This window comes from Novosphingobium aeonii (assembly GCF_052279045.1).
Taxonomy (GTDB): domain Bacteria; phylum Pseudomonadota; class Alphaproteobacteria; order Sphingomonadales; family Sphingomonadaceae; genus Novosphingobium.
The window spans coordinates 1,031,052-1,055,951 of the sequence record NZ_CP176832.1 but is presented as its reverse complement, the minus strand read 5'-3'; the positions used below and the strand labels follow the sequence as shown (position 1 = coordinate 1,055,951).

The window sequence follows — 24,900 nt, the reverse complement described above, 5'->3', positions numbered from 1 at the left end:
GGGATGCCCGCCACCGGCTTCGCCAACCCATGGAAAGGCGCGGAAACCATGCGGCGTGAACAGGTCGAGGGCGCCCGCAGCCGAAAGGCCACGGACGCCCTCTCCCACCCGCCCCCAACCAAATGGAGCCCGGGAGGTCTCCCCCCGCCAGTCGCCGTCCTCGCGGGGGAAGCCAGTCAGTATTCGGGTGGCTTAGCGGCAGCGCGAGCCGCCACGGTCGACCTCGCGGCCCAGCAGGGCACCGCCGACCGCACCCAGCAAGGTGCCGGTGGTGCGATCACCGCGGCTGTCGATCTCGCGGCCCAGCAGGGCGCCCGCCGCACCGCCTACCAGCAGGCCGGTGGTGCCATTGGAGCGACGGCAGTAGTCGCGACCGTCGCGACCGCGCCAGGTGTCCCCGCGATAACCGCGATTGTCGCGGTAGTAGCGGTCCCGGCTGCCGTAGCCTCGACGATAATCCTCGCGCGAGTAGCGCTGGCGGCCATGTTCGTAAGTCTGCTCGCCGGGAGCCTGGAAGCTGGCGGGGCCGAAGCTGGTCGCGGCCGAAGCGGGCATCGCGGTGGCCAGGCTGACAGAGGCGGCGGCGAGAGCGGCGGCCTTGAAGAATGCGTTCATTTCGAATCTCCTCGTCATTGCGGGAGGGGCTTGTTGGCCTCGATCCGCTGTATGCATTCATCTTTAAGGCACCCAAGCTGAACGAAGCGCAACGCGGCTGTCAGAATTCGCGATATCGACGAGGCGAGGGACGTGTTGCGACGAACCGCTTGCCGCAAGGCATTCCGGCACTTATCGCGACCGGCCACCAAGCGAAGGTTTCCCATGCGACACGTCTCCCAGAACCCCGGCCGCCAGTCGGGCGGACTCCTGCAGGCATTGGGCGCCTATTTCATCTGGTGCCTGTTCCCGCTCTACTTCGCGGCGCTGCATACGGTGGCCCCGTTCGAGGTCGTGGCCTGGCGGCTGCTGTTCACCCTGCCGTTCTGCCTCATCATGGTCGCGGTGCTGCGCCAGGGGCCGCAATTGCGCGCCGCACTCGGCAATCCGCGCATCCTGGGCGCGCTGGCGCTGAGCGGGCTGCTGATCGGCACCAACTGGCTGGTCTACGTGATCGCCGTGCTCGAAGGCCACGTGCTGGCCGCCAGCCTCGGCTACTACATCAATCCGCTGGTGAACGTGCTGGCCGGCACGATCTTCCTGCGCGAGCGGCTGACGCGGCTGCAATGGCTGGCGGTGATCCTGGCCGGGGTCGGCGTTGCCATGCTGGCCTGGGGCGCGATCGACACGCTGTGGATCAGCCTCAGCCTCGCGCTGAGCTTCGCGGGCTATGGCCTCGTGCGCAAGCTGGCACCGGTCGAAGCCCTGCCGGGCCTCACCGTGGAAACGCTGGTGCTGCTGGTGCCGGCGCTGGGGATGCTGGGCTGGCAGGCGGCAAGCCCGGCCGGGCTCGCCATGGGACAGGCGCCGACCACCAGCATCCTGCTCGCCTGCGCAGGGATCGTTACCGGCGTTCCGCTGCTGCTTTTTGCAAGCGCGGCGCGGCGGCTGGATTTCTCGGTGCTCGGCTTCATCCAGTTCGTGACGCCCACGGGCGTGTTCCTGCTCGGCCTCTTCGCCTTCGGCGAGCCGCTCAAGCGGGTGCAGGTCTACTGCTTCCTGTTCATCTGGACCGCCATCGCCGTGTTCTGCTGGGACCTGCTTTCGCGCAAGCGCAAGGTCGCCGCAGCCTGAACCGCTGCCGTCAGGCGCGCCTGCCGCGCTGCAGAAGCGCCTGAACGAAAGCGTCGAGATCGTCCACCTCGACGTCGAGCACTTCGTCCCACTCGGCCAGCAGCGCCTCGATATCCGCGCGCGTATAGGGATCGGGCGCCTTGTGCTGCACTTTCGGCGCGCGGTGCGGCCAGGGGTGGCCGGTGAGGTTGTTGTATATCCACCCGAACTGGCTGAGAATCACGACATTGAGCGCCAGCGGAACGAGATAGCTGATGCCCCAGGCCTGGCTGCCCGTGGCCCCCAGCGCATAGAGCAGCGCGCAGGCGCCGCCCGGAGGGTGCAGGCTGCGGGTGAGCGACATGGCCGCGATCGCCAGCCCCACCGCAACCGCGCCTGCCAGCCACGGATCGCCCAGCAGGTGGCCCACCGCCAGCCCGACCATCGCGGAAATGAGATTGCCGCCGATCACGGACCACGGCTGCGCCAGCGGGCTGGCGGGAACGCAGAACACGAGCACGGTCGAGGCGCCGAGCGGCGCGACGAGGAACGGCAGCGCCGCCAGTTCCGAACTCTGCAGCAGCCAGGTGACACCGCCGGCAATGGCGATTCCCAACATGCCGCCGAAAGCCCCGCGCATCCAGCCGAGGCGCCCCAGCCCGCCGCGCGCCAAGCCGCCGCGCAATATCGTCATCAATCCCGCCGCCACCGGCCCCGCTCTCCATTACAGTGCGAACGGGCGGCCTATGGACGAGTCGTCCGGCCATGGCGAGGCGAGTCGTGCTTGGGCACCGGAAAGCCGGTGTGTGACGGGCTTCGTCATCCTCGCCGCGCCATGCTGCCGCAAATAGGCCACGATCGCGTGTTTGCCTGCGCTCTCCCGATGGAGCGCCCCATGCCCGCGATCGACGCCGCACCTGCTGTCCCCGCTGCCGAGCAGACGATCGACGCCTTCGACCTCAGGCAGCTGCGCGCCCCGCCGGATGCCCGGTTCAGCGCCGTGCGCCCGCGCTGCCCCGAAGCGCGCTCGGGAGAGATCGTGGTCTGCGCGCCAGACCCGGAGCGGGAACGGCTACGCCCGCTCCCCGAAGGCTACGACATTCCCGAAGGTCCGCCCCGGCTGGAGATGAAGCTGGATGAGACCACCAGCGCCGATGTGCATCTGGAAGCCCAGGTCTTTCCCAACGGCACGGTCAGCAACCGGCTGATGGTGGGCCTGAAGAAGAAGTTCTGAAGCACCTTCGCCACATGAAAAAGCCCGGTCCGCCCGAGGGAAAGGCGGACCGGGCCCGTTGGGCGTCCCGGCGACAGGAGGGGGAAGTGTCCGGGACGCTTATAGGGTTCAGGCGAACTTGCCGGCCCGGGCGATCTCGGCCACCGGCTTGCGGCCCGAGGCCACTTCGCGTTCCTGAAGGAATTCGGGAAGCTGGCTCTTGTCGCCGATCCGGCCGATGGCGAAGGCCGCTTCAAGGCGGTGATCGGCAGGAATGCCAAGCGCCTGCTCGGCCTCGCCGAACTTCAGCCCGGTCATGCCATGCGTATGGTAGCCCAGCGCCTGCGCCTGGAGCGCCGCCAGCGCCCATGCCGCACCGGCATCGAAGCTGTGGCTGTGATTGTCCGAATTGCCCTTGTCCGAGCGCATCTGGCTATCGGACACGACATAGACGAGCGCCGAGGCGTCCTTGGCCCAGCCCTGGTTGAACTCGATCAGCTGCGAAAGCAGCAGGTCCCAGTTGGCATCGCCCTTCTTCGCATAGAGGAAGGTCCAGGGCTGCACGTTGTAGGCCGAAGGCGCCCAGCCGGCAGCCTCGAAGATCACGTCGAGGTCTTCCTGCGAAATCTCGCTGCCATCGAAGGCGCGCGGCGACCAGCGGTTGACGATCAGCTTCTCGACCTTGGGATGGGCAGTACGTCCGGTCATGTCGATTTCCTTGGTTGATGAGAATGTTGGGAGAGAAAGGGAGATTCAGGCCGCGTCAACCAGGACGAGCTCGGCATCCTCGATGGCGGTGACGGTGATGGTATCGAGCCCGGTGATCGCCACGCCGTCGCGCGGCTGCGCTTCGACATCGCCCACCAGGATGCGGCCCTTCGCGGAAACCAGATAGGCATGGCGCCCGCGCCCGGTTTCGTAAGTGACGGTGTCGCCCGCCTTGACGGTGGCACCCAGCACGCGGGCATCGGCTCGGATCGGCAGCGCGTCCTCATCCCCGGCGACGCCGCTGGCGAGAGTCACGAAGCGACCGGTGCGATCGTCCTTCGGGAACGGCCGCGCCCCCCAGCCCGGAGCCTCGCCCCGCTGGTCCGGCAGGATCCAGATCTGGAACAGGGTGGTCGCCTCGTCCTCGAGATTGAACTCGGAATGGACGATGCCGGTCCCCGCGCTCATCACCTGGACGTCACCGGCGCCGGTGCGGCCCTTGTTGCCAAGGCTGTCCTGATGCGTGATCGCCCCGGTACGGACATAAGTGATGATTTCCATGTCGCGGTGCGGGTGCGGCGGGAAACCCGAACGCGGGCCAATGGTATCGTCGTTCCAGACCCTCAGGCGCCCCCAGTTGGTGCGGGCCGGATCGTGGTAATCGGCGAAGGAAAAATGGTGATGGGCATCGAGCCAGCCATGATCGGCGGCGCCGAGGCTGGCGAAGGGACGAACTTCGATCATGTGGCCCTCCTGGGTCAGTTTGTGTGCCGTTCTGTGCCCTTTAGGTAGTGCTTGCCGAGCCACCGGATAATTGGGATAAAATCGATCGAAATGTTCAACTAAACTGAAGGCTTCTTCTACCGATGGTCGATATTGCGCCGCCCAGCCTCGATCACTTGCGCACCTTCCTGCTCGTCGTCGAGGAAGGCAGCTTCGGCGGCGCGGCCCGCAAGCTGGGCCGCGCGATCTCGGTGGTGAGCTATGCCATCGCCCAGCTTGAAACCCAGCTGGACGTCCGCCTGTTCGAACGGGAAGGCTCGCGAAAACCGAAGCTTACCGAGCAGGGACGCGCCTTGCTGAGCGAGGCCCATGCCATCGCCGACGATGTCGACGCCCTGCTCGCCAAGGTGCGCAGCCTGCGGCAGGGACTGGAAGCCGAACTCTCGCTGGCGGTGGATGTCATGGTGCCGGGCAACGTGCTGGCAAAGCTGCTGCGCGACTTTCAGGTGATGTTCCCGAGCGTCCCCCTCCGCCTCCATGTGGAAGCGCTGGGCGCCGTCGCCGCGCTGGTGCTGGACAGCCGCGCGACTCTTGCCATCGCCGGGCCCGATATCCTCGATCTTCCCGAAATCCAGCGCGAAACCGTGGGTTCTGTCGAGATGGTGCCGGTGGCCGCCCCCGGCCATCCGCTCGCCGTGCCCGGCCCGATCGCCCCGGGTGAGGCGCGCAAGCACCTGCAACTCGTGCTGACCGATCGCTCTCCATTGACGGAGGGCCGGGACTTTTCGGTCTTCAGCCCCCGGTCCTGGCGCCTCGCCGATCTCGGCGCCAAACATGCCCTGCTCAAGGAGGGAATTGGCTGGGGATCGATGCCGCGCCACCGGATTTCCGCCGATCTTGCCAGCGGCGAACTGGTCGAACTCCACCTGCCCGAACGGCCGACTATCGACTATGCCCTCGTCGCTTTGTGGCGCAAGGACAGTCCGCCCGGCCCCGCCGCCGTCTGGGTTCTCGACGAGATTCGCGAACGTCTCGCGAACTGCGCGCCGATCACCGCCCCTGCTTCCCCCAATCGGACACTTGCGTAGCTCGCGGCGCTGCCCCACTTATCGGCCATGACCGCCAGCCGCCTGTTCGACCGCGCCGTGATCCGGCTTTCCCCCCGCCCCGATTCGAACGAAGATGTCGCCGAATTCCTGCAAGGCCTCGTCACCGCCGACGTGACGAAAGTGCTGCCCATCTGGGCTGCGCTCCTTTCCCCGCAGGGCAAGGTGCTGTTCGACTTCCTCGTCTGGCCCGGCGGCAACGGCCTGCTGATCGACTGCGAGGCGGAAGCTGCCGACGCGCTCGTCAAGCGACTGTCGATGTACCGCCTGCGCCGCGCCATAGACATCGTTCGTGACGATACGCTGGCTATCCACTGGCGCCCCCACACCGGCGACGGCGCCGCGCCCGACCCCCGGCATCACGGCCTTGGCGAACGCTGGATCGCGCCGGTCGACCCCACCGATCCTTCCGAATCCGAAGGCGCCGACCTTGCCTGGCGTGCACACCGGCTTGCCATGGGCGTGCCGGAAGGCCGCGCCGAGCTTGGTGACGGCGAAACGCTCTGGCTGGAATGCAACGCCGTGGAACTGAACGGCGTAAGCTTCACCAAGGGCTGCTATGTCGGGCAGGAAAACACCGCGCGCATGAACTGGCGGCAGAAGGTCAACCGCCGCCTGATCGTGGTCCCGCTCGCCCGCTCCGACGAAAAACGTCGCCGCGCGGCCTATCCCGAACTGGGCTTTGCCGTGGATCATCTGCGAGTGGAGGACATTGACCCCCAGCTCGCGCCGAAGTGGCTCGAACTCCAGGTCTGACCGTCCACCCCTGAAAGCCGAAAGCGATCAGGCCATCATCGCCGCGCCGTTCGCCGCATTCACCGGCGCGCGGTGCTCGAGATCGGCCACGTAGATCCGCGCGCTGACCGGCATTCCCCGACCAACACTGAACCGCTCGCGGTCCTCACCGCTGTCCGCAAAGCCCGATGCCTCCAACACGCCCAAGGTTGCGGGATTGTCGGCAAAGTGACTCGCCACGATGCGCCGGTGGCCCAGTGTCCGGGCCTGGTCCAGCACGGCGCGAACCGCTTCTCCGGCAAATCCCCTTCCCCGGTAGGAAGGCGCAATCCAGTAGCCGAGCTCGATGTCGCCCTCGATACGGCCCAGACCGATCCCGCCCACGAGTTGAGGGCCATCCGGCGCGCGCAAGTACATGAAGAAATGCGGCAGGCGCGGATCGCGCGGCTTGCCGAGATATTCGCGCATGGCGCGACTGGAGCGTGGCATTTCGCCAACACCCAGATTACGCTGAACGGCTTCATCCGAAATGGCTTCGACCAGTTCGTCGAAGTCTTCCGGCCAGCCGGGCCTCAGAAACAGTCTCTCCGTGCGGACGAACATGCGACGGTTCTCCGTTATCTCTTTTTCCGCGGCAGCCACTATGCACAAAGCTCCGGCCCAATGCACGGCTTTTGCTATGCTCCGGGCCTCTGCCGCGACCAAGCCGGCGCTATCGGCCGATATGGCTGGAAAGACTGAAATGAGACGGCGGTGTCAGCCCCGGCGACAAGGCGCCGCGGCTGACACAGATCATGCGGCGCGCTGACGCGCGATGCCGGATCCGCCGCCAAGACCGGTATTGCCGCGATCATCATCGCAATCGCTGGGCGAATCGAACTCCAGCGCATATTCGCGCGCCGGATAGGCCATGCCGCGGCTTTCGCTGAACCGCTCGACGAGGCGTCCGGTCCGGTAGAAACCGGATTTCTCGAGCACGCGGCCGGATGCCGGGTTATCAATGAAATGGCTGGCAACGATCCGCTTGTGCCCGATCGCCCGAGCGAGCGAGAGGACGGCGCGAACCGCCTCGCTCGCGAAGCCCTGCCCCCAGTGATCGCGTGCAATCCAGTAGCCGAGATTCACTTCGCCATCGAGATCGGACAGGCCGATGCAACCGACCAACCGCGAACCATGGGCGCTGGGCTCCGTGATCAGGAAACGCGGGAGCAGCATGTCCTGATCGGTGCCCAGGAAACGCCGTGCATCCTCGCTGGTGTAAGGCCAGGGCGCCTTGACGAGATTGCGGACGACCTTTTCGTCGTCGATCAGCGCCAGCAGTTCTTCCCAGTCCTCGGGCCATCCAGGCCGCAGGAACAGCCGTTCGCTGCGAATGAACATAGTGTATCTCCACTCATCCGCCCCGCGCCATCGGTATCAGAAGCGCGTGACATTGCGATTACGCATAACGCGCGAAGGCCCTGAAATATCCGCGCAAATTCGTAAGAAAGTGTACGGATCGGTCGCCTTGCGAACGATTGTGCGGTGCTGTGAGGGAGACACGAAAAGAGGGAGACGGGTAGGCCCCTCTCCCTCGATCAGCCGATCACGAAAATCGGCGGGGCCATCCCGTCAGGATGGCCCTTTTATCGACCATCCGATTATTCGGCGGCTTCTGCCATGACGTCTACGGAGACGTACTTACGGCCCTGCTTGCCGTCGTGGAAACGCACGCGACCTTCGGCGGTGGCGAACAGGGTGTGGTCCTTGCCGATGCCGACGTTCACGCCCGGATACACACGGGTACCGCGCTGACGAATGATGATGTTGCCGCCGATCACTTCCTGACCGCCGAACTTCTTCACGCCAAGACGGCGGCCTGCAGAGTCGCGACCGTTACGCGACGAACCGCCAGCTTTCTTATGTGCCATTGTTCAGTCCTTCCGATCTTTGGCTCAGGCGACAGACACGATGCGCAGCAGCGTAAGCTGCTGGCGGTGACCGTTCTTGCGGCGATAGTTATGGCGGCGGCGCTTCTTGAACACCACGACCTTTTCGCTCTTGGCCTGTGCGATGATCTCGGCCGAAACCGTGATCTTCGAGGCGTCAGCGACTTCGCCGTCGTTGCCGGCGAGCAGAACGTCGCCCAGCGTGATGGTCTCACCGGCTTCACCAGCCAGCTTTTCAACCGCGATCTTGTCTCCGGCGGCAACCCGATACTGCTTGCCGCCCGTGCGCACAACTGCGAACATGGTGCCCTTACCTAATCTCAATGAGCCCTAAACAGGCCGAAACAACTCTGCCCCGGCCGCTCTGGTCCAGGAAGGAACCGTGGAGCCTTGCGGGCGACGCACCGGCATCCCATTTGCACGGGGTACCGGAAAGAAGGGTGCCGTTAGTCCACCACCCGATTCGTGTCAACCAAGGAGTGGCCCGGGTCCGGCTGCGAAACGCGATTCAACCGTGATTGAGGCTCGCGATCAGCCATGGCCATGCTATGTCATGCCCATGACCCGTACACCAGTCCGTTTTCTGCCGCCGATCCCGCATCTCTGCCTGACTTTGGCGCTGCCCCTGGGGCTTGCGGCCTGCTCGACGGCGGGAAGCTATCCCTCGCTGGCCTATCGGGGGGCCGAACGCAGCGCCTTGCCCGCGCCGGCGGAACCCGCGCCGCCGCCCGTCCAGCTTCCCCCGCCGAGCGCCGATCTCACCACGCGAATCAGCGGACTCGTCACGGCGGCCCAGGATGCAGACCGTCAGTTCGCATCGAAGCGCCCCGCCGCCGAACGGGCGGTGAGCGCCGCGGCCCGCGCTGCGCGGACGAGCGATTCCTGGGTTTCGGCCCAAGTCGCCGTTTCCGCACTTCAGGCCAGCCGCGACACTGCCGTTGCCGCTCTCGCGGATCTCGATTCGCTTTATGCCGATGCGCGCACCGCCGCCCCTACCGACGAATCCCCCAGCACCAGGACCATCGATACCGCGCGGCAGCAGGTCCAGGGTCTCGTGAATGCCCAGAACGACATCATCTCGGGCCTCGATGCCCGACTGAGGAACTGAAACGGAAAAACCCCTCCCTCTTGACGAGGGAGGGGTCTCCGAAGCGCCCGATCCTTGTCCGAAAGCCCCCCGGCCCGGACAGGTGGATCAGTTGAAGGCGACGATGACGGCGACGGCCAGTCCCCAACCCAGGATCAGCACGGGAAGCAGGAGGACCTGAATGGTCGCCTCGCCCGCGGTCAACCTTCCGCTCAGAGTTTCGACGCCGCGCGCGCGGAACTGCCCCCAGTCTGGCGTCGCGGTGCGATTGTCGGGCTTCATGCGCGTCCAGTAACCGGCAAGGCCGAAGGCAAAGACGACGAAGCCCGCGAAAATCACCATCGGTATCGCAAGTTCCGAATTGAGGAACGAGGCAGCCATGACACCGATGAACCCCAGGTAGAGCGCCACTGTCGCGATATAGAGCCCCGTCGGCAGGCCGAAGCCGCGATCGACGACCGTCGCCGCCCGGACCTGCGGGGCATCGATGGCGACGGCAAGTTCCCGAAGTTGCTGCAAATCGAGACGCTGCGACATGGCACTGGCTCCCTTGAGAGACGATCTCCCTGTGGGATCAGCTATGCACCGTGCGGGGCCCGATGAAATTGACGAGGGTCAAACGGAAGGTGAAGTACGCTGCATCCGCGCGAAATTTCGTTCCCGCCGTCAGGCCCAGCGGGCCAGATCCTCGATATCCTGTTCGCGAGGCTCGATCCAGCGCCACTCCCCGGCGACTTTTTCACGCTTCCAGAACCATGATTCGCTCTTGAGATGGTCCATCGCGAAATCCGCGGCGACGAAAGCATCGCGGCGATGCCGCGCCGCTGCCGCGACCAGGACGATCGGTTCTCCCGGCACCATCGTTCCACTGCGATGAACCACGAGCAGCCCGTCCAGCGTCCAGCGCGCCAGTACACGCGCCGCCAGCGCTTCCATCGCAGGAAGCGTGAGCGGTTCATAATGACGCAGTTCGAGCGCTTCCACGCCGCCTCCCTCGCGAACCTGCCCGAGAAAACTGACGATACCACCAGCCTGCGGCCGCGCGGCGGTGAAATCCCGCAGCAGTGACGCCGGATCGAAAGCCCCGGTCAAGAGGCGGACATCACCGGCCATGTCAGCCACCGGAAACCGGCGGCAGGAAGGCGATCTCGTCGCCCTCGCACAGTTCCGGCTGACCTTCGCCGCTCAGGACGACTCCGTTCACGGCAACCCTTACCCGAGAACCCCGCAGGGCATCGGCCAACCCTGCCTCCAGCGCACCGACAACCTCCGCCAGAGTCGGCAAGAACGGAACGGCAAGAGAAGCAGCACCTGCCGCATCCTCCAAACGGCCCAGGAACACGAGACGCAGTGCCATCGTCAACCGCCCGTCATCGACATGTGGCGCGCCAGCGCAGGTGCCGCTCCGCGCGCATCGATCGCGAAATTGTGCCGCGCCGGCTTGATCTTCATGGCCATGTCGAGCGCCTCGTCCAACGCAGCCTCGGGATGCTCGCTGCGCAAGGCGGCCCGCAAGTCCACCCGCTCGTTACCACCGAGGCAGGCGTAGAGCTGGCCCGTCGCCGTCACGCGGATGCGGTTGCACCCCTCGCAGAAGTTCTGGGTAAGCGGCGTTATCAGTCCGATGCGCCCGCCGGTTTCCGCCACGTCGAAATAACGCGCCGGTCCGCCCGTGCGGTGCTGGCTGGGTACCAGCGTCCAGCGTCGTTCCAGATCTTCGCGAACCGAGGAAAGCGGCAGATAGTGATCGAAACGATCCTCCTCCACCTCGCCAAGCGGCATGACCTCGATCAGGGTCGATTCGAAACCCTGCCCATGCGCCCAGGCGACGATTTCGGGAATCTCGGCCTCGTTCAGGCCTTTCAGCGCGACGGTGTTGATCTTGACGCGCAGGCCGGCCGCCTTGGCCGCCGCCAGCCCTTCCAGCACTTGCGGCAGCGAATCGCGGCGCGTCAGCCGGGCGAAGCCCGCTCGGTCCAGCGTGTCCAGCGAGACATTGATCCGCTGGATCCCGGCGGCGGCCAGATCGTCGGCAAATTCGGCCAGCCGGGTTCCGTTGGTCGTGAGGGTCAATTCCTCCAGCCCATCGCCCAGTTTGCGGCCCAGGGCCTGCACCAGGTCGATCATGTCCCGCCGGACAAGCGGTTCTCCGCCGGTCAGCCGCAGGCGGGTAATGCCACGGCCGATGAAACCGAGCGCCATGCGGTGCAGTTCGTCAAGACTGAGAACATCCTTCTTCGGAAGGAAGGTCATGCGTTCGGGCATGCAATAGGCGCAGCGCAAGTCACACCTGTCAGTCACCGAGAGCCGCAAATAGGTGATGCGGCGCTGGAACTGGTCGACAAGGGGCGAACATGTTCTCATTGCTACGGTTATAGTAAGGCCCCCGCGCCCTTTCCAGCAAGCGAAAGGTATTGCCCCGTCACGGCGGGCGCCAGATTCAGCCACTCGGCCACGGCGGCTATCGCCTCGGCACTGTCGCCCGCAAGCCCATTGACGCGGCGCGGCGCATGTTCGCGGGCAAGCCCCTGCACGGCAGCGAGCCGCCAGCCACGATGGGCATGGCCGGCGGCCGTGAAGACCAGAACCAGCGACGTCTCGCCCCCTGCCAGTATCGAGCGGGCTTCGGCCAGGGCGCCGGCGTGAAACTGCGCGGCGGCATCGAGCGGATCATCCGCCAATGGTCCAACGCGCAGGATCATGATTCAGCGACGCAGCCGCGTAAGCGTCATGCCGATCTTCTCGCCGGCTTCTGCGATGGCCAGCTTGACGATCTTCACCGTTACCGCCTCAACCCGCTCGTCCTGAAGAAACAGCGTTTCGCAGACGTGATCGGCCACCGCCTCGATCAGCTTGAAGTGGACACCCTGCGGCAGCGCTTCGCTGGCTGCGAACTTGAGGTCCATATAGTTCTTGCTGGCGGTCAGCGGCGTGTCCGGCGCGTAGTGATCGGCGGGCTTCATGTGCACGGTGATCGTGAAGCGCAGCGGCTGCGGCTTGCCGGTTTCTTCCGAATAGATGCCGGTGAGGACATCGTGTTCGAAATCGGCGACTTCGAGAATGAGCGAATCGGTCATGGCATTGGAGTGCATGGCGGGGGCCCTTAGCCGTTATTTCGCCAGCGCGCGAAGATTGCGGTGGGGAGGAGACGGCCCTCCCCGTCTTCGCGCACGGCGAGGTCGCCATGCTCGATCGTGCCGGGCAGGTCGCGGAACAGTTCCTCCATCAGCCCCGCCAGCGCCAATGACGACATGCGCACGGCATAGACGGTTAGAAACAGGAACTTGCTGTCCGCGTCGAGCAGTTGGCGGCAATCGGCAAGCAGGCCGGGAAGGTTTTCCTCCAGGCGCCAGGTTTCGCCGGTAGGGCCGCGTCCGAACTTCGGCGGATCGAGAATGATCCCGTCATAGCGTTTGCCCCGGCGCACTTCGCGCGCGGTGAACTTGGCTGCATCGTCGATCAGCCAGCGCACCGGACGATCTCCCAGCCCGGCCAGCTCTGCATTCTCGCGCGCCTGGGCGACGGACTTCTTGGAGGCATCGACGTGCGTGACCGGGCCATGGGCCGACAACGCAAGCGTGCCGACGCCGGTGTAGCCGAAGAGGTTCAGCGTGCTGGCATCGGCTTGCCCGGCAAGCATGTCCCGCATCCAGTCCCACACCGGGGCCATGTCCGGGAAGAACCCCAGATGGCGAAACGGCGTGCACTGCGCGGTGAAGCCGACTTCGTTCCAGGCAAGCGGCCAGCCTTCACGCGGAACCATCTTGTCGAACAGCCACCGGCCGCCGCCGTCCTCGTCAGAGCCCGGCACGAATTCGCCGTGCGCATCCCAGTTCTCGAGCCGCGGCGTCCACATCGCCTGCGGTTCGGGGCGCACGAAGCGGTAGCTGCCGTAGCGTTCCAGCTTGCGTCCGTGCCCCGAATCGACGAGGCCATAGTCATCCCAGCCCTCCCCTGCGAGGATCAGCGGCTGGGTTGCGATGTCTGCCATGGAGCCCTCTGTCAGACCTTCGGGGTCGCGTGCTCGGCCACGAACGCGGCGATCGCCTCGTAGTCGCCCGGCAGTTCGACGCACTTTTCCTCGCGCTCGAACAAGTCGCCCACGCGGGCCGGCAGCCCGGAACGCTGACCGGTCGCACGCTCTACCGCGTCCGGGAACTTGGCGGGATGCGCCGTCGCCAGCGTTACGACGGGAACGGCAGCGTCGATCCCGGCGGACCGCGCGGCGAACAGGCCGCAAGCGGTGTGCGGGTCGATCAGTTCGCCGCAGTTTTCCCAGGCCCAGCGGATAGCCTGCGCCATTTCGTCACCATCGGCGCGGGCAGACTGGAACAGTGCCGCGGCACCTTCACGCTGGGCTTCGGTGAGCTTCATGGCCCTGGTCGCCTCGAACCCTGCCATCTGCGCAGCCAGCGCGGCGCCATCGCGGCCGCCCAGATCGAACAGGAGGCGTTCGAAGTTGGACGAAACCTGGATGTCCATCGAGGGTGCAGCAGTTGGCGTGACAGTACCCTGCGAATAGTCGCCTTCGGCCAGCGCACGGTGAAGGATGTCGTTGACGTTGGTGGCAACGATCAGCTTCTCGACCGGCAAGCCCATCTGCGCGGCGACGTATCCGGCGAACACATCGCCGAAATTGCCGGTAGGCACCGAGAAAGCGACCTTACGGTGCGGCGCGCCAAGCTGGAGACCTGCAGCAAAGTAATAGACCACCTGGGCCATCAGGCGCGCCCAGTTGATAGAGTTCACGGCGCCGATCGCGAAGCGTCCCGTCACGTCGCGATCGTTGAACATGCGCTTCACCATCGCCTGCGCATCGTCGAAAGAGCCGTCGATGGCGATGTTGTGAACGTTCGGTGCCAGCACCGTCGTCATCTGGCGACGCTGCACATCGGAGACACGGCCATGCGGGTGGATCATGAAGATATCGACCTTGGCCCGTCCGGCCACCGCGTCGATCGCCGCCGAACCGGTGTCGCCCGAAGTCGCGCCGACAATGGTCAGGTTACGCTCCGAGCGGCCGAGGAATTCCTCGAACAGCAGGCCCAGCAGCTGCAGCGCCACGTCCTTGAAAGCCAGTGTCGGCCCGTGGAACAGTTCCAGCACCCACTGCTGCTCGTCCAGCTGCTTGAGCGGCGTTACCGCCTTGTGCGCGAAGCGGCCGTAAGCCTGGGTCGTCAGCTCCAGCAGGCGGTCGTAAGTCAGGCTTCCCTCGACGAAGGGGAACATGATCTTCGCCGCCAGCTCGGCATAAGGCAGGCCCGCCATGGCCGCGATTTCGTCAGCCGAAAAGCGAGGCCACTCGCGCGGAACATAAAGACCGCCGTCGGAAGCCAGGCCGGCCAGTGTCGCGCCTTCGAAATCGAGCGCGGGAGCGCTGCCACGGGTGCTGATATAGTCCATCGGGCGCGGTTAGCGGCAGGGGCGCGAAATGAAAAGCCTGTCGTGCAGGTTGGGCAAGAACAATTCCTAAAGCTGGCCGAGGCGAAATTTCATTCCGGGCTCCGCCTTGCGGTCAGGGCCGGCGCCCTTTCGCCAATGCAAGAACGTAGATGACCAGAGCCGTCGCCGCGAAAAAGAACCACTGCACGGCGTAGGACAAGTGATTGTTCGGTATCTCGGCGGGATCGGGAATGGCGTTCGCCTCCAGCCCCGCCAATGGCGGCGCAGCGACGAGCCTCGGTCCGGGTGCGATCACACCGTGGACCTCGCCCCCTGCCCAGCCGCCGGCGGCCATCGGCATGCGCGACCATCCGAGCACGACCAAGGCCTTCGTTCCGTCTGCCAAAGTGCAGTCGGCCGTCTGCGCGGCGCCCGATTCGTCCTTGGCATTGCGCCCGGCAATGCTCGAATGGCCGGTGACGACAGCGCATTCGAGCCGAGCGCGGCGGTACAGGAAGCCCTGCTGCTTTTCCTTGCTGCGCGGCCATTCGACTTCACCGGGCAACCTTTGCGCGCTGGCATAACTGGAAAGCAGCGCTTCCTTTTCGTGAAGGCGCTGCAATTGCCAGAAGCCGAGCCCCACCATCAGCCCTGCGGCGGCGAGCACGACCAGCGTCGAAAAAATGGGAATGCGGTGCATCGTGCTTCCTCGGATCGGGGCCTGCCCCGGATCAGTGTTCCGAAACCGAAAGGGGCAGCCGACGCGAAGTCGGACTGCCCCTTTCGATCGGATCGCCATCGCCCGAATCGGGCGGCAGCATCAATGCGTCGGGTAACCCCAGCCGCCCCAGATGTAGATGGCGACGAAAAGGAACAGCCACACCACGTCGACGAAGTGCCAGTACCACGCAGCAGCTTCGAAACCGAAGTGCTGACGCGGCGTGAAGTCGCCGTTGTACGCACGCTTCAGGCAGACGATCAGCATGATGGTGCCGACGATGACGTGGAAGCCGTGGAAGCCCGTCGCCATGTAGAACGCCGAGCCATAGGTGTTCTGGCCGAAGGGGAACGGCGCGTGAACGTATTCATAGGCCTGGATGCAGGAGAACAGCACGCCAAGCAGGATGGTTGCCCAGAGGCCCTTCTTCAGGCCTTCGCGGTCCCCATGGATCAGCGCGTGATGCGCCCAGGTTACCGTGGTGCCCGAGCAGAGCAGGATCAGCGTGTTCAGCAAGGGCAGGTCGAACGGGTCCATGACCGCCTCGATCGCCTTGGGCGGCCACTGTCCACCGACCGCTTCGGAAAGCGTCGAGGGAAACAGCGAAAAATCGAAGAAGGCCCAGAACCAGCCGACGAAGAACATCACTTCCGAAGCGATGAACAGGATCATGCCGTAGCGCTGGTGAAGCTGCACGACCGGCGTGTGGTCGCCCGCGTGCGCTTCCTTGATGATCTTCGAGAACCACATGAACATCGAGGCGATCAGGATGGCAAGGCCCAGCCAGGGCACGAACTTGCCGCCCGCCATGTCATGCATGAACAGGACCATCCCCGTCGTGAATGTCAGCGCGCCGATGGTGGTGGCCAGCGGCGCGATGTCCGGCGGAAGAATGTGGTAATCGTGATTCTTGGTACCGGCCATGGTGCCTTCTTCCCCGTTCTCGAAACTTCGGTGTTCGATTCTTCCGGTGGGGTAATGCTCCCCCCGTGATTTGTTTCCCGCCCCGGGACTTAACCGCCCGTTTGGCTGTGGTCCAGTGTCTTTGCATCGGAGACGCTGGTGACATGGAAGGTGTAGCTGAGCGTGATCTGCTCCACGTCCTTGTTGTCGGGATCGTTCAGGATCGCCGGATCGACGTAGTAGATCACCGGCATCTTCACCGCTTCGCCCGGCTGGAGCGTCTGCTCGGTGAAGCAGAAGCACTGGATTTTGTTGAAGTAGCGCGCCGCCTGCTCAGGCTCGACATTGAAGCTCGCCGTGCCGGTGATCACCTTGTCGGAATCGTTTTTGGCCCAGAAAAGCGCCATATCGCGCTCACCGATGGTCACGGTGTCGGTGCGCTGGAGTGGCTTGAACTGCCACGGCATGCCTCGTTCGACATTGGCGTCGAAGCGGATCGACATGGTCTTGTCCGTCACCTGCACGGCTGCCGCCTGCGTCTCGTCCACACGGCGCGTAGTCCCGTTGTAGCCGGTAACCTGGCAGAAGATGCGGTAGAGCGGGACGGAAGCGTAACCGAGGCCCAGCATCAGCAACGCCATCGACAGGGCGATGAAAGCGACGCGCCGGTTGCTGCGGACAGGTGCGATCGCCGTCTCCATCAGCCCATCTTCGCGATCGAGATGAAGAACACCAGCACCACGAACGCCGCGAGGCTGAGCGCCAGCACCCGGTTCCGGCTCCGCCGAATCTGCTCCGGCGTGCGGATATCGGGCGTTCCGGGTTCTGGTTGCGGGATGTCGTTCATGCTTCGATCTTTCACAGGACGATGAAGCGATCCACCACCAGCGCCGCGAACAGCACGAAGAGGTAGAGCACGGAATAGGCGAAGAGCTGCTTTTCCGGCTTCATCGTATCCTCGGGTCCGCTGCGTTCCCGCAGCCCGACACGAACGGAGAACGCCAGGAACAGCGTGGAAAGCACGATCGCGGAAACCCCGTAGACGGCCCCGGCACCGCCGATCCACCATGGCAGCACCGAAAGCGGCAGCAGGAGGATGGCGTAGAGCAGGATCTGGCGGCGCGTGGCCTTCTCGCCCGCGACGACCGGCATCATCGGGATGCCGACCTTGGCGTAATCGCTTTTGACGAACAGCGCGAGCGCCCAGAAATGCGGCGGGGTCCAGAAGAATATGATGGCAAAGAGCAGCACCGGCATCAGCGTGACATGTCCGGTCGCGGCAACCCACCCGATCAACGGAGGGAACGCGCCGGCGCCGCCACCGATCACGATGTTCTGCGGCGTGCGCGGCTTCAGCCAGATCGTGTAGATCACGGCATAATAGATGATCGAGATCGCAAGGATCGCAGCAGGAAGCCAGCCGACCGCGAAGCCCATCAGGAATACCGAGACGGCGCAGAGCACGCCCGCGAAATCGCGCGCCGTGGTGCGGTCGAGACGGCCCTGCGGCAGGGGGCGCTTCGAAGTGCGCTTCATCCCGGCGTCAAGATCCGCTTCCCACCATTGGTTGAGCGCGGCCGCCCCTCCCGCGCCCATGGCGATGCACAGAATCGCGGTGAACGCGAGAACAGGATTGATCCGCTCAGGCGCGGCAAGCAGGCCGCAAAGGCCGGTGAAAATGACCAGGCTCATCACCCGCGGCTTGGTCAGCGCGAAGAGATCGCGCCAGTCGGCCGGGAGCGGAGCGGCGGCAGTAGTGGGACTCGTAGTCATCATGGTGCTTGGCCCCATACACCCGCAAAGGCCCGAAAAGCGAGGGCCTGGGAACCGGTCGTCGTCCCGGACCTATCCGGGACGACGACGGCTCGATCAGTGGTGAGCCGCATCCTCGATCACGGGGAGCGTCTCGAACTGGTGGAACGGCGGCGGGCTGGTCAGCGTCCACTCAAGCGTGGTCGCACCTTCACCCCAATAGCTGTCCTCGGCCTTGCGACCGGCCAGGAAAGCATAGGCGATGTTGATGAACCAGACCACGAGGCTGGTCGCCATGACCATGTAGCCGATCGTCGCGACGTGGTTCCAGTGCTGGTACGCCTCGGCATAGTCCGGATAGCGGCGCGGCATGCCCTGCAGCCCGAGGAAGTGCATCGGGAAGAAGATCATGTTCACGCCCACGAAGAAGATCCAGAAATGGACGTGGGCGAGGAACTCGGAATGCATCCGGCCGCTCATCTTCGGGAACCAGTAGTAGAACCCGGCGAAGAGCGCAGTGACGGCACCCAGCGAGAGCACGTAGTGGAAATGCGCCACGACGTAGTAGGTGTCGTGCAGCACGTCGTCGACGCCGCCGTTCGCCAGCACCACGCCGGTCACGCCGCCGACGGTGAAGAGGAAGATAAAGCCGATCGCCCAGACCATCGGGCTCTTGAACTCGACCGAACCGCCCCACATCGTCGCGATCCACGAGAAGATCTTGATGCCCGTAGGCACCGCGATGACCATGGTGGCGGCGGTGAAGTACATCTTCGTGTTCACCGACATGCCGGTGGCGTACATGTGGTGTGCCCAGACGATGAAGCCGACGACACCGATCGCGACCATCGCATAGGCCATGCCGAGGTAGCCAAACACCGGCTTCTTCGAGAAGGTCGAGATGATCTGCGAGATGATGCCGAAGCCGGGCAGGATCATGATGTAGACTTCGGGGTGGCCGAAGAACCAGAACAGGTGCTGATAAAGCACCGGATCGCCGCCGCCCGAAGGATCGAAGAAGGTGGTGCCGAAGTTGCGGTCGGTCAGCAGCATGGTGATCGCAGCGGCCAGAACCGGCAGCGAGAGCAGCAACAGGAACGCGGTAACGAGCATCGACCACACGAAGAGCGGCATCTTGTGCATGGTCATGCCGGGGGCACGCATGTTGAAGATCGTGGTGATGAAGTTGATCGCGCCCATGATCGAGCCGGCCCCCGAAAGGTGCAGCGCGAAGATGCCGAAATCGACCGCGGGTCCGGGCGAGCCGGTGGTCGAGAGCGGGGCATAGACGGTCCAGCCCGTACCTGCGCCAAGCCCCGTGCCGCCAGGCACGAAGGCCGAGCACAGCAGCGAGATGAAGCCCGCCACGGTCAGCCAGAACGAAATGTTGTTCATGCGCGGGAAGGCCATGTCCGGCGCGCCGATCATGAGCGGCACGAACCAGTTGCCGAAGCCGCCGATCATCGCCGGCATGACCATGAAGAACACCATGATGAGGCCATGGGCCGTTATCAGGACGTTCCAGACATGCAGCGTGGAGTTGAAGTCAGGGTTGGTCGCGCCGAACCAGCGGGCGAAGATATCCAGGTACTGGATGCCCGGTTCGGCCAGTTCGACGCGCATCATGCCCGAAAAGGCGCCGCCGATGATCCCCGCGATGATCGCGAAGATCAGGTACATCGTTCCGATGTCCTTGTGGTTGGTGGACATGAACCAGCGCGCGAAAAAGCTCGGCTTATGGTCGTGATCTGCGTGTCCGTGGTGATCCACGTGACCTTGGAAATGCTCTGGAGCGGTGGTTGCCATGGTTGGACCCTGTCCTTCGATTCGCTCTTATTCGGCTGCGGCTGTCGCGTCGGAGGCGGCTGCCTCCGTCGCTTCGGCCGTGGCGACTGCGGCAGGGGCCGCTGCGGTGGATGCTGCCGGCGCAACTGCGGCGGCAGGCTTGGCCTGACCATCGATCACGCCGCCGGCGTGGGACAGCACCCAGGCATCGTATTGTGCACGGGGAAGCGCTTCGACCGCGATCGGCATATAGCCATGCTTGGCGCCGCACAGTTCCGAGCACTGGCCGTAGTAGACCCCGGGCTTCTCGACCAGGAGCACCTTCTCGTTGATGCGGCCGGGAACGGCGTCGAGCTTGAACCACAGCGAGGGCACCGCAAACGAGTGAATCACGTCGGCTGCAGTGATCTGGAGCCGGATCGGTTCACCCACCGGCACGACCATGCGGTTGTCGACCTCAAGGTGCGAGGGACCGTCCCAGGGCTTGGAACCCACTTCGCGCACGCCGTTGTTGATGACCGGCTGACCGGGAAGGTTGAGCATGTTCGAGACGACTTCGAAGTCGCCATTGTCGGGGTAACCGTAAGTCCAGAACCATTGGTTGCCCGTGACCTTGATGGTCAGCGCGCCTTTCTGGGCCGGCTTGTACTGCTTGGCGATCAGGTCGATCGAGGGAACCGCGATGCCGATCAGGATCAGCACCGGAACCAGGGTCCATACCACTTCGAGGATCGTGTTGTGGCTCGTCTTCGACGCGACCGGGTTGGCGCGGCGATTGAAGCGCACCGCGATGATCACCAGCAGCAGCAGGACGAAAAGCGTGATCGCCGTGATGATCGGCATGAGCACGCCATCATGGATCCACTCGCCATATTCGCCGAGCTTGGAAAATTGTTGCTGGAGACCGATTCCGCCTTCGACCGGCATGCCGATACCCGGCGTCGGCTTCATCGGCGTATAGCCGGCCACCGCTGCGGGTGCCGCATCGGAAGCACCTGCCGCCGCAAGCGCCGGAACGGTGAAAAGCGCCAGAACTCCGGCTGAAACGATACCGAGAGCCTTTGCAGCCTCGCCCAAGGTACGAACGGTTTTGCCCAATATCATGGTTATAGCGCTTCCGTTTTCTTTATGAACGCGCAGTGAGTCGCCTCCCAAGCGCGCACCCCTATTGCGGAGGCTTTGTGCCCCCCTTCACCGGGGGCTATACGCGGCCTTGCCGCCCGTCTCAAGCGCCTCTAGGGGATTTTTGACGCGCGGGGCCTCGCCGCCGTGCCAGAACATTGCAAATTGCACCAAAGGATCACCCCCCGATGCAGGAAGAAGAAGTCCTCGCCGAGTTCCGCGCCAGCAAGGCTTTGCTTGAGGGGCATTTCCTGCTTTCCTCGGGCCGACACAGTGCGCACTACCTGCAATGCGCCCGTGTTCTGATGAACCCCGACCGCGCCGCGAGACTCGCCGTCGCGCTCGCCGCAAAACTCCCCCACGATATTCGCAAGTCCATCACCAAGGTCGTTTCCCCGGCGATGGGCGGGGTCATCATCGGCCAGGAAATGGGCCGCGCGCTTCAGGTCGACGCGATGTTCGTCGAGCGCCCCACCGGCACGTTCGAACTGCGCCGCGGCTTTGCCCTCGAACCGGGCGACAAGGTGCTGATGGTCGAGGACGTGGTCACGACCGGCCTGTCCAGCCGCGAGGCGATCAAGGCGATCGAGGAAGCCGGCGGCGAAGTCGTTGCGGCAGCCTCGCTGGTTGATCGCACGGCCGGCGCCGTCGATCTCGGGGTGCCGTTCTTCCCGCTCGTCGCGCTCAACTTCCCGACTTACGCCGATGACGAAGTTCCGGCCGAACTGGCCGCCAAGCCCGCAACCAAGCCCGGCAGCCGGGCACAGGTCTGAGCCTCTAGGGGGAAGCGATGGTGAGCAGCGTTCTCAATCCGGGGCGGCTTCGCCTCGGCGTCAACATCGACCATGTGGCCACCATCCGCAACGCGCGCGGCGGCGAGCACCCCGATCCGGCGCGCGCCGCCCGGATCGTCGCCGAGGCCGGCGGCGACGGCATCACCGTGCATCTGCGCGAAGATCGCCGCCACATCCGCGACGAAGATCTCGAACGCGTGGCGACTGCAACCGGGTTGCCGATCAACCTGGAAATGGCGGCAACCGACGAGATGCTCGAGATCGCCCTGCGCCATCGCCCTCATGCCGCGTGCATCGTGCCGGAACGGCGCGAGGAGCGCACCACCGAAGGCGGACTGGACGCCGCCGGCCTGCACAACAGGCTCGCCCCGATCGTCTCGCGCCTCTCGGACGCCGGCATTCGCGTGAGCCTGTTCATCGCCCCGGAAGCACGCCAGATCGAAGCGGCCATGAAGCTTGGCGCGCCGGTGGTCGAGTTCCACACCGGCGAATATGCCCATGCCACCGGCGCCGACGTCGCCACCGAACTCAGGCGGATCGCCGATATGGCCGCGCTGGCGGCCAAGAACGGCATCGAGCCCCATGCCGGGCACGGCCTTACTTACGAGAATGTCCAGCCGATTGCCGCGATTCCGCAACTGGCGGAACTCAACATCGGCCACTACCTTATCGGCGAGGCGATATTCTGCGGGCTCGACGCCAGCGTGCGCAAGATGCGCGCCCTGATGGACGAGGTCAGGTAAAAAGGACCCGGCATTCCATGATCATCGGCCTCGGCTCGGACTTGTGCAACATCGAGCGAATCCAGAACTCGCTCGACAGGTTCGGTGAGCGTTTCGAGAACCGCGTCTTCACCGAGCTGGAGCGCACCAAGGCCAATCGCCGGCCTTTCACCAAGGCTGGCACCCTGGCGAAGCGGTTCGCGGCGAAGGAAGCGTTTTCCAAGGCGGTCGGGACCGGCTTCAAGGCCGGAGTGTTCATGAAGGACATCGGAGTGGCCAATGCCCCGTCCGGCGCGCCCACCCTGGCTCTCACCGGCGGGGCGAAGACGCGGCTTGATTCCCTGATTCCCGCCGGTCATGAAGCCGTGGTTCACCTCACGCTCACCGACGATCATCCATGGGCGCAGGCCTTCGTAATCATCGAAGCACGCCCGATTCCCCATTCCTGACGCCGAGTATCCCCGGGACATGATTCACCAGCCCACGCCGACTTCCAGCGAGGTCCCCATGAAGGCTCCTCCGGCGACGGAAAAGGTCAACTGGCTTCACGAATTTCGCGGACTGGCGCTGATGCTGGTGGGCGTGCTCGCGTTCCACTCGCTGATCGCCAAGCCGTTCTACATTCCGTCGATCTCGATGATGCCGGGGTTGCTGGTGGGGGACCGTCTGGTCGTTTCCAAATATCCCTATGGCTGGAACTGGTCATCGGCCAGCTTCCACATGCTCCCGCGCAGCACCCGGCGCATTCTGGGCCAGACACCGGAATACGGCGACATCGTCATCGTCGTGCCCGGCAATCGCAAGGCCGATCTCATCAAGCGCGTGGTTGCGCTCCCGGGTGATCGGATTGCGGTCATCAATGGGCGCATCCGGCTGAACGGCCGCTTCGTTCCGCGCGAGGTCGAGCCGCCGGTGCGCCTTGCCGCCGACGATTCGCTGCGCTGCGAAGGCGATGCCGAACCCGGCCACTGCTATGACGGCTTCGAACAATTCCGTACCCGCCTGCGGAGCGGCAAGGAAGTTTACGAGATGCCGACCTATCGTGAAACATTGCCGAACGGCGCCAGTTATGACGTGATCGACTACATCGACCAGGAACTGGACGATTATCCGGAGATCAAGGTGCCAGAAGGCCACGTCTTCCTGATGGGTGATGACCGCGACCGTTCGGCAGACAGCCGTGCGCCGTTCGAAACCGACATGTTCGGCCAGCCCGGCGGTGGCCTGGGCGGGCCGGTGCCTCTGTCCGACATTGGCGGAAGAGCGGAATTCGTCACGTTCTCGCTCGACGGAACCCAGACCTGGAATCCGCTGACCTGGTGGGGCGCACTGCGGCCCGGCCGATCGTTCTCCAGCCTGCGTCCCCCGGTGGACGAGACCAAGGCCTGGAAATGATGGCAACGGGGGCGGAAGACGAAACGGGGACCGACATCGCCGAGCGCGCCGGCCCCACCGATATTTCCGATCCCCTGATCCGCACGGAGGCCCGCAGGGCGTTCGTCTGGATCGGCATGGCCGCCCTGCTGGCGCTGGCTGTCTTTCTTTCCCAATCGCTGCTCGTGATCTTCGGCGGCATCGTGTTCGGTGCCCTGATCGACGGCGGCGCCCGCCTGCTGGGCAAGATACTCAAGATTCCGCGCGGATGGCGCGTGGGCCTCGTGCTGCTCTTCGCCATGCTGTTCCTGCTCTGGGTCGCACGCTTCGCCGGCAGCCAGATCGCACTTCAGGCAGCCGAACTTCCGGCCACCATCGAAAGCCAGTTCCGCCACGGGCTCAACTGGCTTCATGCGCACGGGATTCAACCGCGCGTCACCGAGCTTCGCGGCATGGCGCAGGAAGCAGTCGGCGGGATCGGGCAGGTGACACGCGTGGTCGGCGGCCTGATCGGCGTGTTCACGACACTGTTCCTGATCCTTGTCCTTGGCATCTACTTCGCCATGGAGCCGCGCCTCTATCGCCGCGGTGTGGGCTGGATGCTCCCGATCGACCGGCGCGACCATTTCGAGGCGACGGTCAAGGTCATGGGCCAGGCCCTGCGCCGCCTGCTGTTCGGACGCCTGATCGGCATGACCGTGGAGGGCCTGTTCACCTGGGCGATGCTGCAATTCTACGGCGTGCCGATGGCGGCGCTGCTTGGCCTCATCACCGGCCTCCTGGCCTTCCTGCCCAATATCGGCGCCCCGATCTCGGGCATGATCATGGTGCTCGTCGGCTTTTCGGGCGGCTACGAGATGGGGCTCTACACGATCTTTGTCTATCTGCTGATACACCTGATCGACGGCTATCTCATCGTACCGATGATCGCCCGCAAGACCGTGGACCTGCCTCCTGCCCTGGTGCTCGCGGCACAGCTCATCATGGGGGTGCTGTTCGGGCTGCTGGGGCTTGCGCTGGCCGATCCGCTGGTGGCGATGATAAAGATCTGGCTCGAACGCGAAGCTGCCCGCAACGGTGAGGATGGAGAGCATACCCTTGATCGTGGCGCTCCGGATACCGGCGCTTGACCGTCACGCAC

33 protein-coding genes are annotated in these 24,900 nt (G+C 64.7%); 10 read left to right on the top strand and 23 right to left on the bottom strand.

Translation table 11 applies throughout. The annotated features are described in order from the left end of the window. Positions 1 to 192 precede the first annotated feature (192 nt). Positions 193 to 615, bottom strand: coding sequence for a glycine zipper 2TM domain-containing protein (locus ACLIMP_RS05330; protein ID WP_324697999.1), 423 nt, complete (start codon positions 613 to 615; stop codon positions 193 to 195). 204 nt (positions 616 to 819) lie between these two features. Between ACLIMP_RS05330 and rarD the strand changes: the two genes are divergently transcribed. After that, positions 820 to 1,728, top strand: coding sequence for an EamA family transporter RarD (gene rarD / locus ACLIMP_RS05325; protein WP_132469429.1), 909 nt, complete (start codon positions 820 to 822; stop codon positions 1,726 to 1,728). Positions 1,729 to 1,738: 10 nt separating this feature from the next. Here the strand turns inward: rarD and ACLIMP_RS05320 are convergent, their stop codons facing one another. Next, positions 1,739 to 2,401, bottom strand: a complete 663-nt coding sequence (locus ACLIMP_RS05320; RefSeq protein WP_132469430.1) for an HPP family protein — start codon at positions 2,399 to 2,401, stop codon at positions 1,739 to 1,741. A 201-nt stretch (positions 2,402 to 2,602) separates the two neighbouring features. On the opposite strand from ACLIMP_RS05320, the gene ACLIMP_RS05315 reads away from it, so the two are divergent. Next, entirely contained in the window at positions 2,603 to 2,941 is a 339-nt protein-coding gene (locus ACLIMP_RS05315; protein ID WP_054437188.1) for a hypothetical protein, read from the top strand. Positions 2,942 to 3,049: 108 nt separating this feature from the next. Here ACLIMP_RS05315 and ACLIMP_RS05310 read toward each other — a convergent pair whose 3' ends face one another. Together ACLIMP_RS05310 and ACLIMP_RS05305 are read right to left on the bottom strand one after the other, a co-directional pair. After that, on the bottom strand, positions 3,050 to 3,628 hold the full coding sequence (locus tag ACLIMP_RS05310; RefSeq protein WP_185998088.1) for a nitroreductase family protein: 579 nt from the start codon (positions 3,626 to 3,628) through the stop codon (positions 3,050 to 3,052). A gap of 45 nt (positions 3,629 to 3,673) precedes the next feature. After that, positions 3,674 to 4,372 (bottom strand): pirin family protein, encoded by a 699-nt coding sequence (locus ACLIMP_RS05305; RefSeq protein WP_185998089.1) that lies wholly within the window; start codon positions 4,370 to 4,372, stop codon positions 3,674 to 3,676. Positions 4,373 to 4,494: 122 nt separating this feature from the next. Between ACLIMP_RS05305 and ACLIMP_RS05300 the strand changes: the two genes are divergently transcribed. Then, positions 4,495 to 5,439, top strand: coding sequence for a LysR family transcriptional regulator (locus ACLIMP_RS05300; RefSeq protein ID WP_324697995.1), 945 nt, complete (start codon positions 4,495 to 4,497; stop codon positions 5,437 to 5,439). A 27-nt stretch (positions 5,440 to 5,466) separates the two neighbouring features. Then, a complete protein-coding gene (ygfZ, locus tag ACLIMP_RS05295) occupies positions 5,467 to 6,213 on the top strand; it encodes a CAF17-like 4Fe-4S cluster assembly/insertion protein YgfZ (RefSeq protein WP_443478088.1) in 747 nt (248 codons plus the stop codon). A 27-nt stretch (positions 6,214 to 6,240) separates the two neighbouring features. Here ygfZ and ACLIMP_RS05290 read toward each other — a convergent pair whose 3' ends face one another. The 4 genes from ACLIMP_RS05290 to rplU all read right to left on the bottom strand — a co-directional run bounded on the left by ACLIMP_RS05290 (position 6,241) and on the right by rplU (position 8,423). Further along, positions 6,241 to 6,795: a GNAT family N-acetyltransferase gene (locus tag ACLIMP_RS05290; protein WP_443478087.1), complete on the bottom strand. Its 555-nt coding sequence runs from the start codon at positions 6,793 to 6,795 to the stop codon at positions 6,241 to 6,243. A 189-nt stretch (positions 6,796 to 6,984) separates the two neighbouring features. Then, complete coding sequence (locus ACLIMP_RS05285; RefSeq protein ID WP_324697989.1) at positions 6,985 to 7,572, bottom strand: GNAT family N-acetyltransferase; 588 nt, start codon at positions 7,570 to 7,572, stop codon at positions 6,985 to 6,987. 260 nt (positions 7,573 to 7,832) lie between these two features. Then, complete coding sequence (rpmA, locus tag ACLIMP_RS05280) at positions 7,833 to 8,102, bottom strand: 50S ribosomal protein L27 (RefSeq protein WP_054437066.1); 270 nt, start codon at positions 8,100 to 8,102, stop codon at positions 7,833 to 7,835. A 24-nt stretch (positions 8,103 to 8,126) separates the two neighbouring features. Continuing rightward, positions 8,127 to 8,423, bottom strand: a complete 297-nt coding sequence (gene rplU / locus ACLIMP_RS05275; RefSeq protein ID WP_054437070.1) for a 50S ribosomal protein L21 — start codon at positions 8,421 to 8,423, stop codon at positions 8,127 to 8,129. Positions 8,424 to 8,679: 256 nt separating this feature from the next. Here rplU and ACLIMP_RS05270 point away from each other — a divergent pair, with 256 nt between their 5' ends. Next, the gene (locus tag ACLIMP_RS05270; protein WP_443478086.1) at positions 8,680 to 9,228 is read left to right on the top strand and encodes a hypothetical protein; all 549 of its coding nucleotides are present in this window, start codon (positions 8,680 to 8,682) and stop codon (positions 9,226 to 9,228) included. An 87-nt stretch (positions 9,229 to 9,315) separates the two neighbouring features. On the opposite strand, the gene ACLIMP_RS05265 is transcribed toward ACLIMP_RS05270, so the two are convergent. The 15 genes from ACLIMP_RS05265 to coxB all read right to left on the bottom strand — a co-directional run bounded on the left by ACLIMP_RS05265 (position 9,316) and on the right by coxB (position 20,851). After that, complete coding sequence (locus ACLIMP_RS05265; protein WP_054437073.1) at positions 9,316 to 9,744, bottom strand: hypothetical protein; 429 nt, start codon at positions 9,742 to 9,744, stop codon at positions 9,316 to 9,318. Between the two features lie 129 nt (positions 9,745 to 9,873). Beyond that, positions 9,874 to 10,320, bottom strand: coding sequence for a molybdenum cofactor biosynthesis protein MoaE (locus tag ACLIMP_RS05260; protein ID WP_324697985.1), 447 nt, complete (start codon positions 10,318 to 10,320; stop codon positions 9,874 to 9,876). Between the two features lies 1 nt (position 10,321). After that, entirely contained in the window at positions 10,322 to 10,564 is a 243-nt protein-coding gene (locus ACLIMP_RS05255) for a MoaD/ThiS family protein (protein WP_324697983.1), read from the bottom strand. Between the two features lie 2 nt (positions 10,565 to 10,566). Further along, a complete protein-coding gene (gene moaA, locus ACLIMP_RS05250) occupies positions 10,567 to 11,571 on the bottom strand; it encodes a GTP 3',8-cyclase MoaA (RefSeq protein ID WP_324697981.1) in 1,005 nt (334 codons plus the stop codon). A gap of 8 nt (positions 11,572 to 11,579) precedes the next feature. Beyond that, positions 11,580 to 11,909 carry a Rossmann fold domain-containing protein gene (locus ACLIMP_RS05245; RefSeq protein WP_324697979.1) on the bottom strand — a complete coding sequence of 110 codons (330 nt, stop codon included), beginning with the start codon at positions 11,907 to 11,909 and terminating at the stop codon, positions 11,580 to 11,582. A gap of 3 nt (positions 11,910 to 11,912) precedes the next feature. Continuing rightward, the gene (locus tag ACLIMP_RS05240; protein WP_054437087.1) at positions 11,913 to 12,284 is read right to left on the bottom strand and encodes a dihydroneopterin aldolase; all 372 of its coding nucleotides are present in this window, start codon (positions 12,282 to 12,284) and stop codon (positions 11,913 to 11,915) included. Positions 12,285 to 12,310: 26 nt separating this feature from the next. Beyond that, positions 12,311 to 13,198, bottom strand: coding sequence for a class I SAM-dependent methyltransferase (locus ACLIMP_RS05235; RefSeq protein WP_324697977.1), 888 nt, complete (start codon positions 13,196 to 13,198; stop codon positions 12,311 to 12,313). Positions 13,199 to 13,209: 11 nt separating this feature from the next. Further along, positions 13,210 to 14,610: a threonine synthase gene (thrC, locus tag ACLIMP_RS05230; RefSeq protein WP_324697975.1), complete on the bottom strand. Its 1,401-nt coding sequence runs from the start codon at positions 14,608 to 14,610 to the stop codon at positions 13,210 to 13,212. A gap of 112 nt (positions 14,611 to 14,722) precedes the next feature. Further along, entirely contained in the window at positions 14,723 to 15,289 is a 567-nt protein-coding gene (locus tag ACLIMP_RS05225) for an SURF1 family protein (protein ID WP_443478085.1), read from the bottom strand. Positions 15,290 to 15,409: 120 nt separating this feature from the next. Further along, positions 15,410 to 16,231 (bottom strand): cytochrome c oxidase subunit 3, encoded by an 822-nt coding sequence (locus ACLIMP_RS05220; RefSeq protein WP_324697971.1) that lies wholly within the window; start codon positions 16,229 to 16,231, stop codon positions 15,410 to 15,412. Between the two features lie 89 nt (positions 16,232 to 16,320). After that, complete coding sequence (locus ACLIMP_RS05215; RefSeq protein WP_054437101.1) at positions 16,321 to 16,911, bottom strand: cytochrome c oxidase assembly protein; 591 nt, start codon at positions 16,909 to 16,911, stop codon at positions 16,321 to 16,323. Then, positions 16,911 to 17,057, bottom strand: coding sequence for a cytochrome c oxidase system small membrane protein (locus tag ACLIMP_RS05210; RefSeq protein WP_165913272.1), 147 nt, complete (start codon positions 17,055 to 17,057; stop codon positions 16,911 to 16,913). The genes ACLIMP_RS05215 and ACLIMP_RS05210 overlap by 1 nt, the downstream gene beginning before the upstream one ends. 11 nt (positions 17,058 to 17,068) lie before the next feature. Further along, on the bottom strand, positions 17,069 to 17,986 hold the full coding sequence (locus ACLIMP_RS05205) for a heme o synthase (RefSeq protein ID WP_420719859.1): 918 nt from the start codon (positions 17,984 to 17,986) through the stop codon (positions 17,069 to 17,071). Positions 17,987 to 18,079: 93 nt separating this feature from the next. Beyond that, positions 18,080 to 19,768, bottom strand: coding sequence for a cytochrome c oxidase subunit I (gene ctaD / locus ACLIMP_RS05200; RefSeq protein ID WP_054437107.1), 1,689 nt, complete (start codon positions 19,766 to 19,768; stop codon positions 18,080 to 18,082). 27 nt (positions 19,769 to 19,795) lie between these two features. Beyond that, complete coding sequence (gene coxB / locus ACLIMP_RS05195) at positions 19,796 to 20,851, bottom strand: cytochrome c oxidase subunit II (RefSeq protein WP_054437109.1); 1,056 nt, start codon at positions 20,849 to 20,851, stop codon at positions 19,796 to 19,798. A 206-nt stretch (positions 20,852 to 21,057) separates the two neighbouring features. On the opposite strand from coxB, the gene pyrE reads away from it, so the two are divergent. The 5 genes from pyrE to ACLIMP_RS05170 are packed head-to-tail and all read left to right on the top strand — an operon-like array spanning position 21,058 to position 24,889. Further along, positions 21,058 to 21,642: an orotate phosphoribosyltransferase gene (pyrE, locus tag ACLIMP_RS05190; RefSeq protein WP_054437112.1), complete on the top strand. Its 585-nt coding sequence runs from the start codon at positions 21,058 to 21,060 to the stop codon at positions 21,640 to 21,642. Between the two features lie 17 nt (positions 21,643 to 21,659). After that, positions 21,660 to 22,406, top strand: coding sequence for a pyridoxine 5'-phosphate synthase (locus ACLIMP_RS05185; protein ID WP_132469434.1), 747 nt, complete (start codon positions 21,660 to 21,662; stop codon positions 22,404 to 22,406). Between the two features lie 17 nt (positions 22,407 to 22,423). Next, entirely contained in the window at positions 22,424 to 22,834 is a 411-nt protein-coding gene (gene acpS / locus ACLIMP_RS05180; protein ID WP_054437114.1) for a holo-ACP synthase, read from the top strand. 58 nt (positions 22,835 to 22,892) lie between these two features. Next, on the top strand, positions 22,893 to 23,780 hold the full coding sequence (gene lepB, locus ACLIMP_RS05175) for a signal peptidase I (protein WP_324697964.1): 888 nt from the start codon (positions 22,893 to 22,895) through the stop codon (positions 23,778 to 23,780). Beyond that, positions 23,777 to 24,889 carry an AI-2E family transporter gene (locus tag ACLIMP_RS05170; RefSeq protein WP_054437121.1) on the top strand — a complete coding sequence of 371 codons (1,113 nt, stop codon included), beginning with the start codon at positions 23,777 to 23,779 and terminating at the stop codon, positions 24,887 to 24,889. Before lepB ends, ACLIMP_RS05170 begins: the two co-directional genes overlap by 4 nt. The last annotated feature ends 11 nt before the right edge of the window (positions 24,890 to 24,900 follow it).

Bases quoted from the DNA above. Each gene is read 5' to 3' on its own strand.
- ACLIMP_RS05330 (WP_324697999.1), bottom strand. From the start codon at position 615: ATGAACGCATTCTTCAAGGCCGCCGCTCTCGCCGCCGCCTCTGTCAGC.
- rarD (WP_132469429.1), top strand. From the start codon at position 820: ATGCGACACGTCTCCCAGAACCCCGGCCGCCAGTCGGGCGGACTCCTG.
- ACLIMP_RS05320 (WP_132469430.1), bottom strand. From the start codon at position 2,401: ATGACGATATTGCGCGGCGGCTTGGCGCGCGGCGGGCTGGGGCGCCTC.
- ACLIMP_RS05315 (WP_054437188.1), top strand. From the start codon at position 2,603: ATGCCCGCGATCGACGCCGCACCTGCTGTCCCCGCTGCCGAGCAGACG.
- ACLIMP_RS05310 (WP_185998088.1), bottom strand. From the start codon at position 3,628: ATGACCGGACGTACTGCCCATCCCAAGGTCGAGAAGCTGATCGTCAAC.
- ACLIMP_RS05305 (WP_185998089.1), bottom strand. From the start codon at position 4,372: ATGATCGAAGTTCGTCCCTTCGCCAGCCTCGGCGCCGCCGATCATGGC.
- ACLIMP_RS05300 (WP_324697995.1), top strand. From the start codon at position 4,495: ATGGTCGATATTGCGCCGCCCAGCCTCGATCACTTGCGCACCTTCCTG.
- ygfZ (WP_443478088.1), top strand. From the start codon at position 5,467: ATGACCGCCAGCCGCCTGTTCGACCGCGCCGTGATCCGGCTTTCCCCC.
- ACLIMP_RS05290 (WP_443478087.1), bottom strand. From the start codon at position 6,795: ATGTTCGTCCGCACGGAGAGACTGTTTCTGAGGCCCGGCTGGCCGGAA.
- ACLIMP_RS05285 (WP_324697989.1), bottom strand. From the start codon at position 7,572: ATGTTCATTCGCAGCGAACGGCTGTTCCTGCGGCCTGGATGGCCCGAG.
- rpmA (WP_054437066.1), bottom strand. From the start codon at position 8,102: ATGGCACATAAGAAAGCTGGCGGTTCGTCGCGTAACGGTCGCGACTCT.
- rplU (WP_054437070.1), bottom strand. From the start codon at position 8,423: ATGTTCGCAGTTGTGCGCACGGGCGGCAAGCAGTATCGGGTTGCCGCC.
- ACLIMP_RS05270 (WP_443478086.1), top strand. From the start codon at position 8,680: ATGACCCGTACACCAGTCCGTTTTCTGCCGCCGATCCCGCATCTCTGC.
- ACLIMP_RS05265 (WP_054437073.1), bottom strand. From the start codon at position 9,744: ATGTCGCAGCGTCTCGATTTGCAGCAACTTCGGGAACTTGCCGTCGCC.
- ACLIMP_RS05260 (WP_324697985.1), bottom strand. From the start codon at position 10,320: ATGGCCGGTGATGTCCGCCTCTTGACCGGGGCTTTCGATCCGGCGTCA.
- ACLIMP_RS05255 (WP_324697983.1), bottom strand. From the start codon at position 10,564: ATGGCACTGCGTCTCGTGTTCCTGGGCCGTTTGGAGGATGCGGCAGGT.
- moaA (WP_324697981.1), bottom strand. From the start codon at position 11,571: ATGAGAACATGTTCGCCCCTTGTCGACCAGTTCCAGCGCCGCATCACC.
- ACLIMP_RS05245 (WP_324697979.1), bottom strand. From the start codon at position 11,909: ATGATCCTGCGCGTTGGACCATTGGCGGATGATCCGCTCGATGCCGCC.
- ACLIMP_RS05240 (WP_054437087.1), bottom strand. From the start codon at position 12,284: ATGACCGATTCGCTCATTCTCGAAGTCGCCGATTTCGAACACGATGTC.
- ACLIMP_RS05235 (WP_324697977.1), bottom strand. From the start codon at position 13,198: ATGGCAGACATCGCAACCCAGCCGCTGATCCTCGCAGGGGAGGGCTGG.
- thrC (WP_324697975.1), bottom strand. From the start codon at position 14,610: ATGGACTATATCAGCACCCGTGGCAGCGCTCCCGCGCTCGATTTCGAA.
- ACLIMP_RS05225 (WP_443478085.1), bottom strand. From the start codon at position 15,289: ATGCACCGCATTCCCATTTTTTCGACGCTGGTCGTGCTCGCCGCCGCA.
- ACLIMP_RS05220 (WP_324697971.1), bottom strand. From the start codon at position 16,231: ATGGCCGGTACCAAGAATCACGATTACCACATTCTTCCGCCGGACATC.
- ACLIMP_RS05215 (WP_054437101.1), bottom strand. From the start codon at position 16,911: ATGGAGACGGCGATCGCACCTGTCCGCAGCAACCGGCGCGTCGCTTTC.
- ACLIMP_RS05210 (WP_165913272.1), bottom strand. From the start codon at position 17,057: ATGAACGACATCCCGCAACCAGAACCCGGAACGCCCGATATCCGCACG.
- ACLIMP_RS05205 (WP_420719859.1), bottom strand. From the start codon at position 17,986: ATGATGACTACGAGTCCCACTACTGCCGCCGCTCCGCTCCCGGCCGAC.
- ctaD (WP_054437107.1), bottom strand. From the start codon at position 19,768: ATGGCAACCACCGCTCCAGAGCATTTCCAAGGTCACGTGGATCACCAC.
- coxB (WP_054437109.1), bottom strand. From the start codon at position 20,851: ATGATATTGGGCAAAACCGTTCGTACCTTGGGCGAGGCTGCAAAGGCT.
- pyrE (WP_054437112.1), top strand. From the start codon at position 21,058: ATGCAGGAAGAAGAAGTCCTCGCCGAGTTCCGCGCCAGCAAGGCTTTG.
- ACLIMP_RS05185 (WP_132469434.1), top strand. From the start codon at position 21,660: ATGGTGAGCAGCGTTCTCAATCCGGGGCGGCTTCGCCTCGGCGTCAAC.
- acpS (WP_054437114.1), top strand. From the start codon at position 22,424: ATGATCATCGGCCTCGGCTCGGACTTGTGCAACATCGAGCGAATCCAG.
- lepB (WP_324697964.1), top strand. From the start codon at position 22,893: ATGAAGGCTCCTCCGGCGACGGAAAAGGTCAACTGGCTTCACGAATTT.
- ACLIMP_RS05170 (WP_054437121.1), top strand. From the start codon at position 23,777: ATGATGGCAACGGGGGCGGAAGACGAAACGGGGACCGACATCGCCGAG.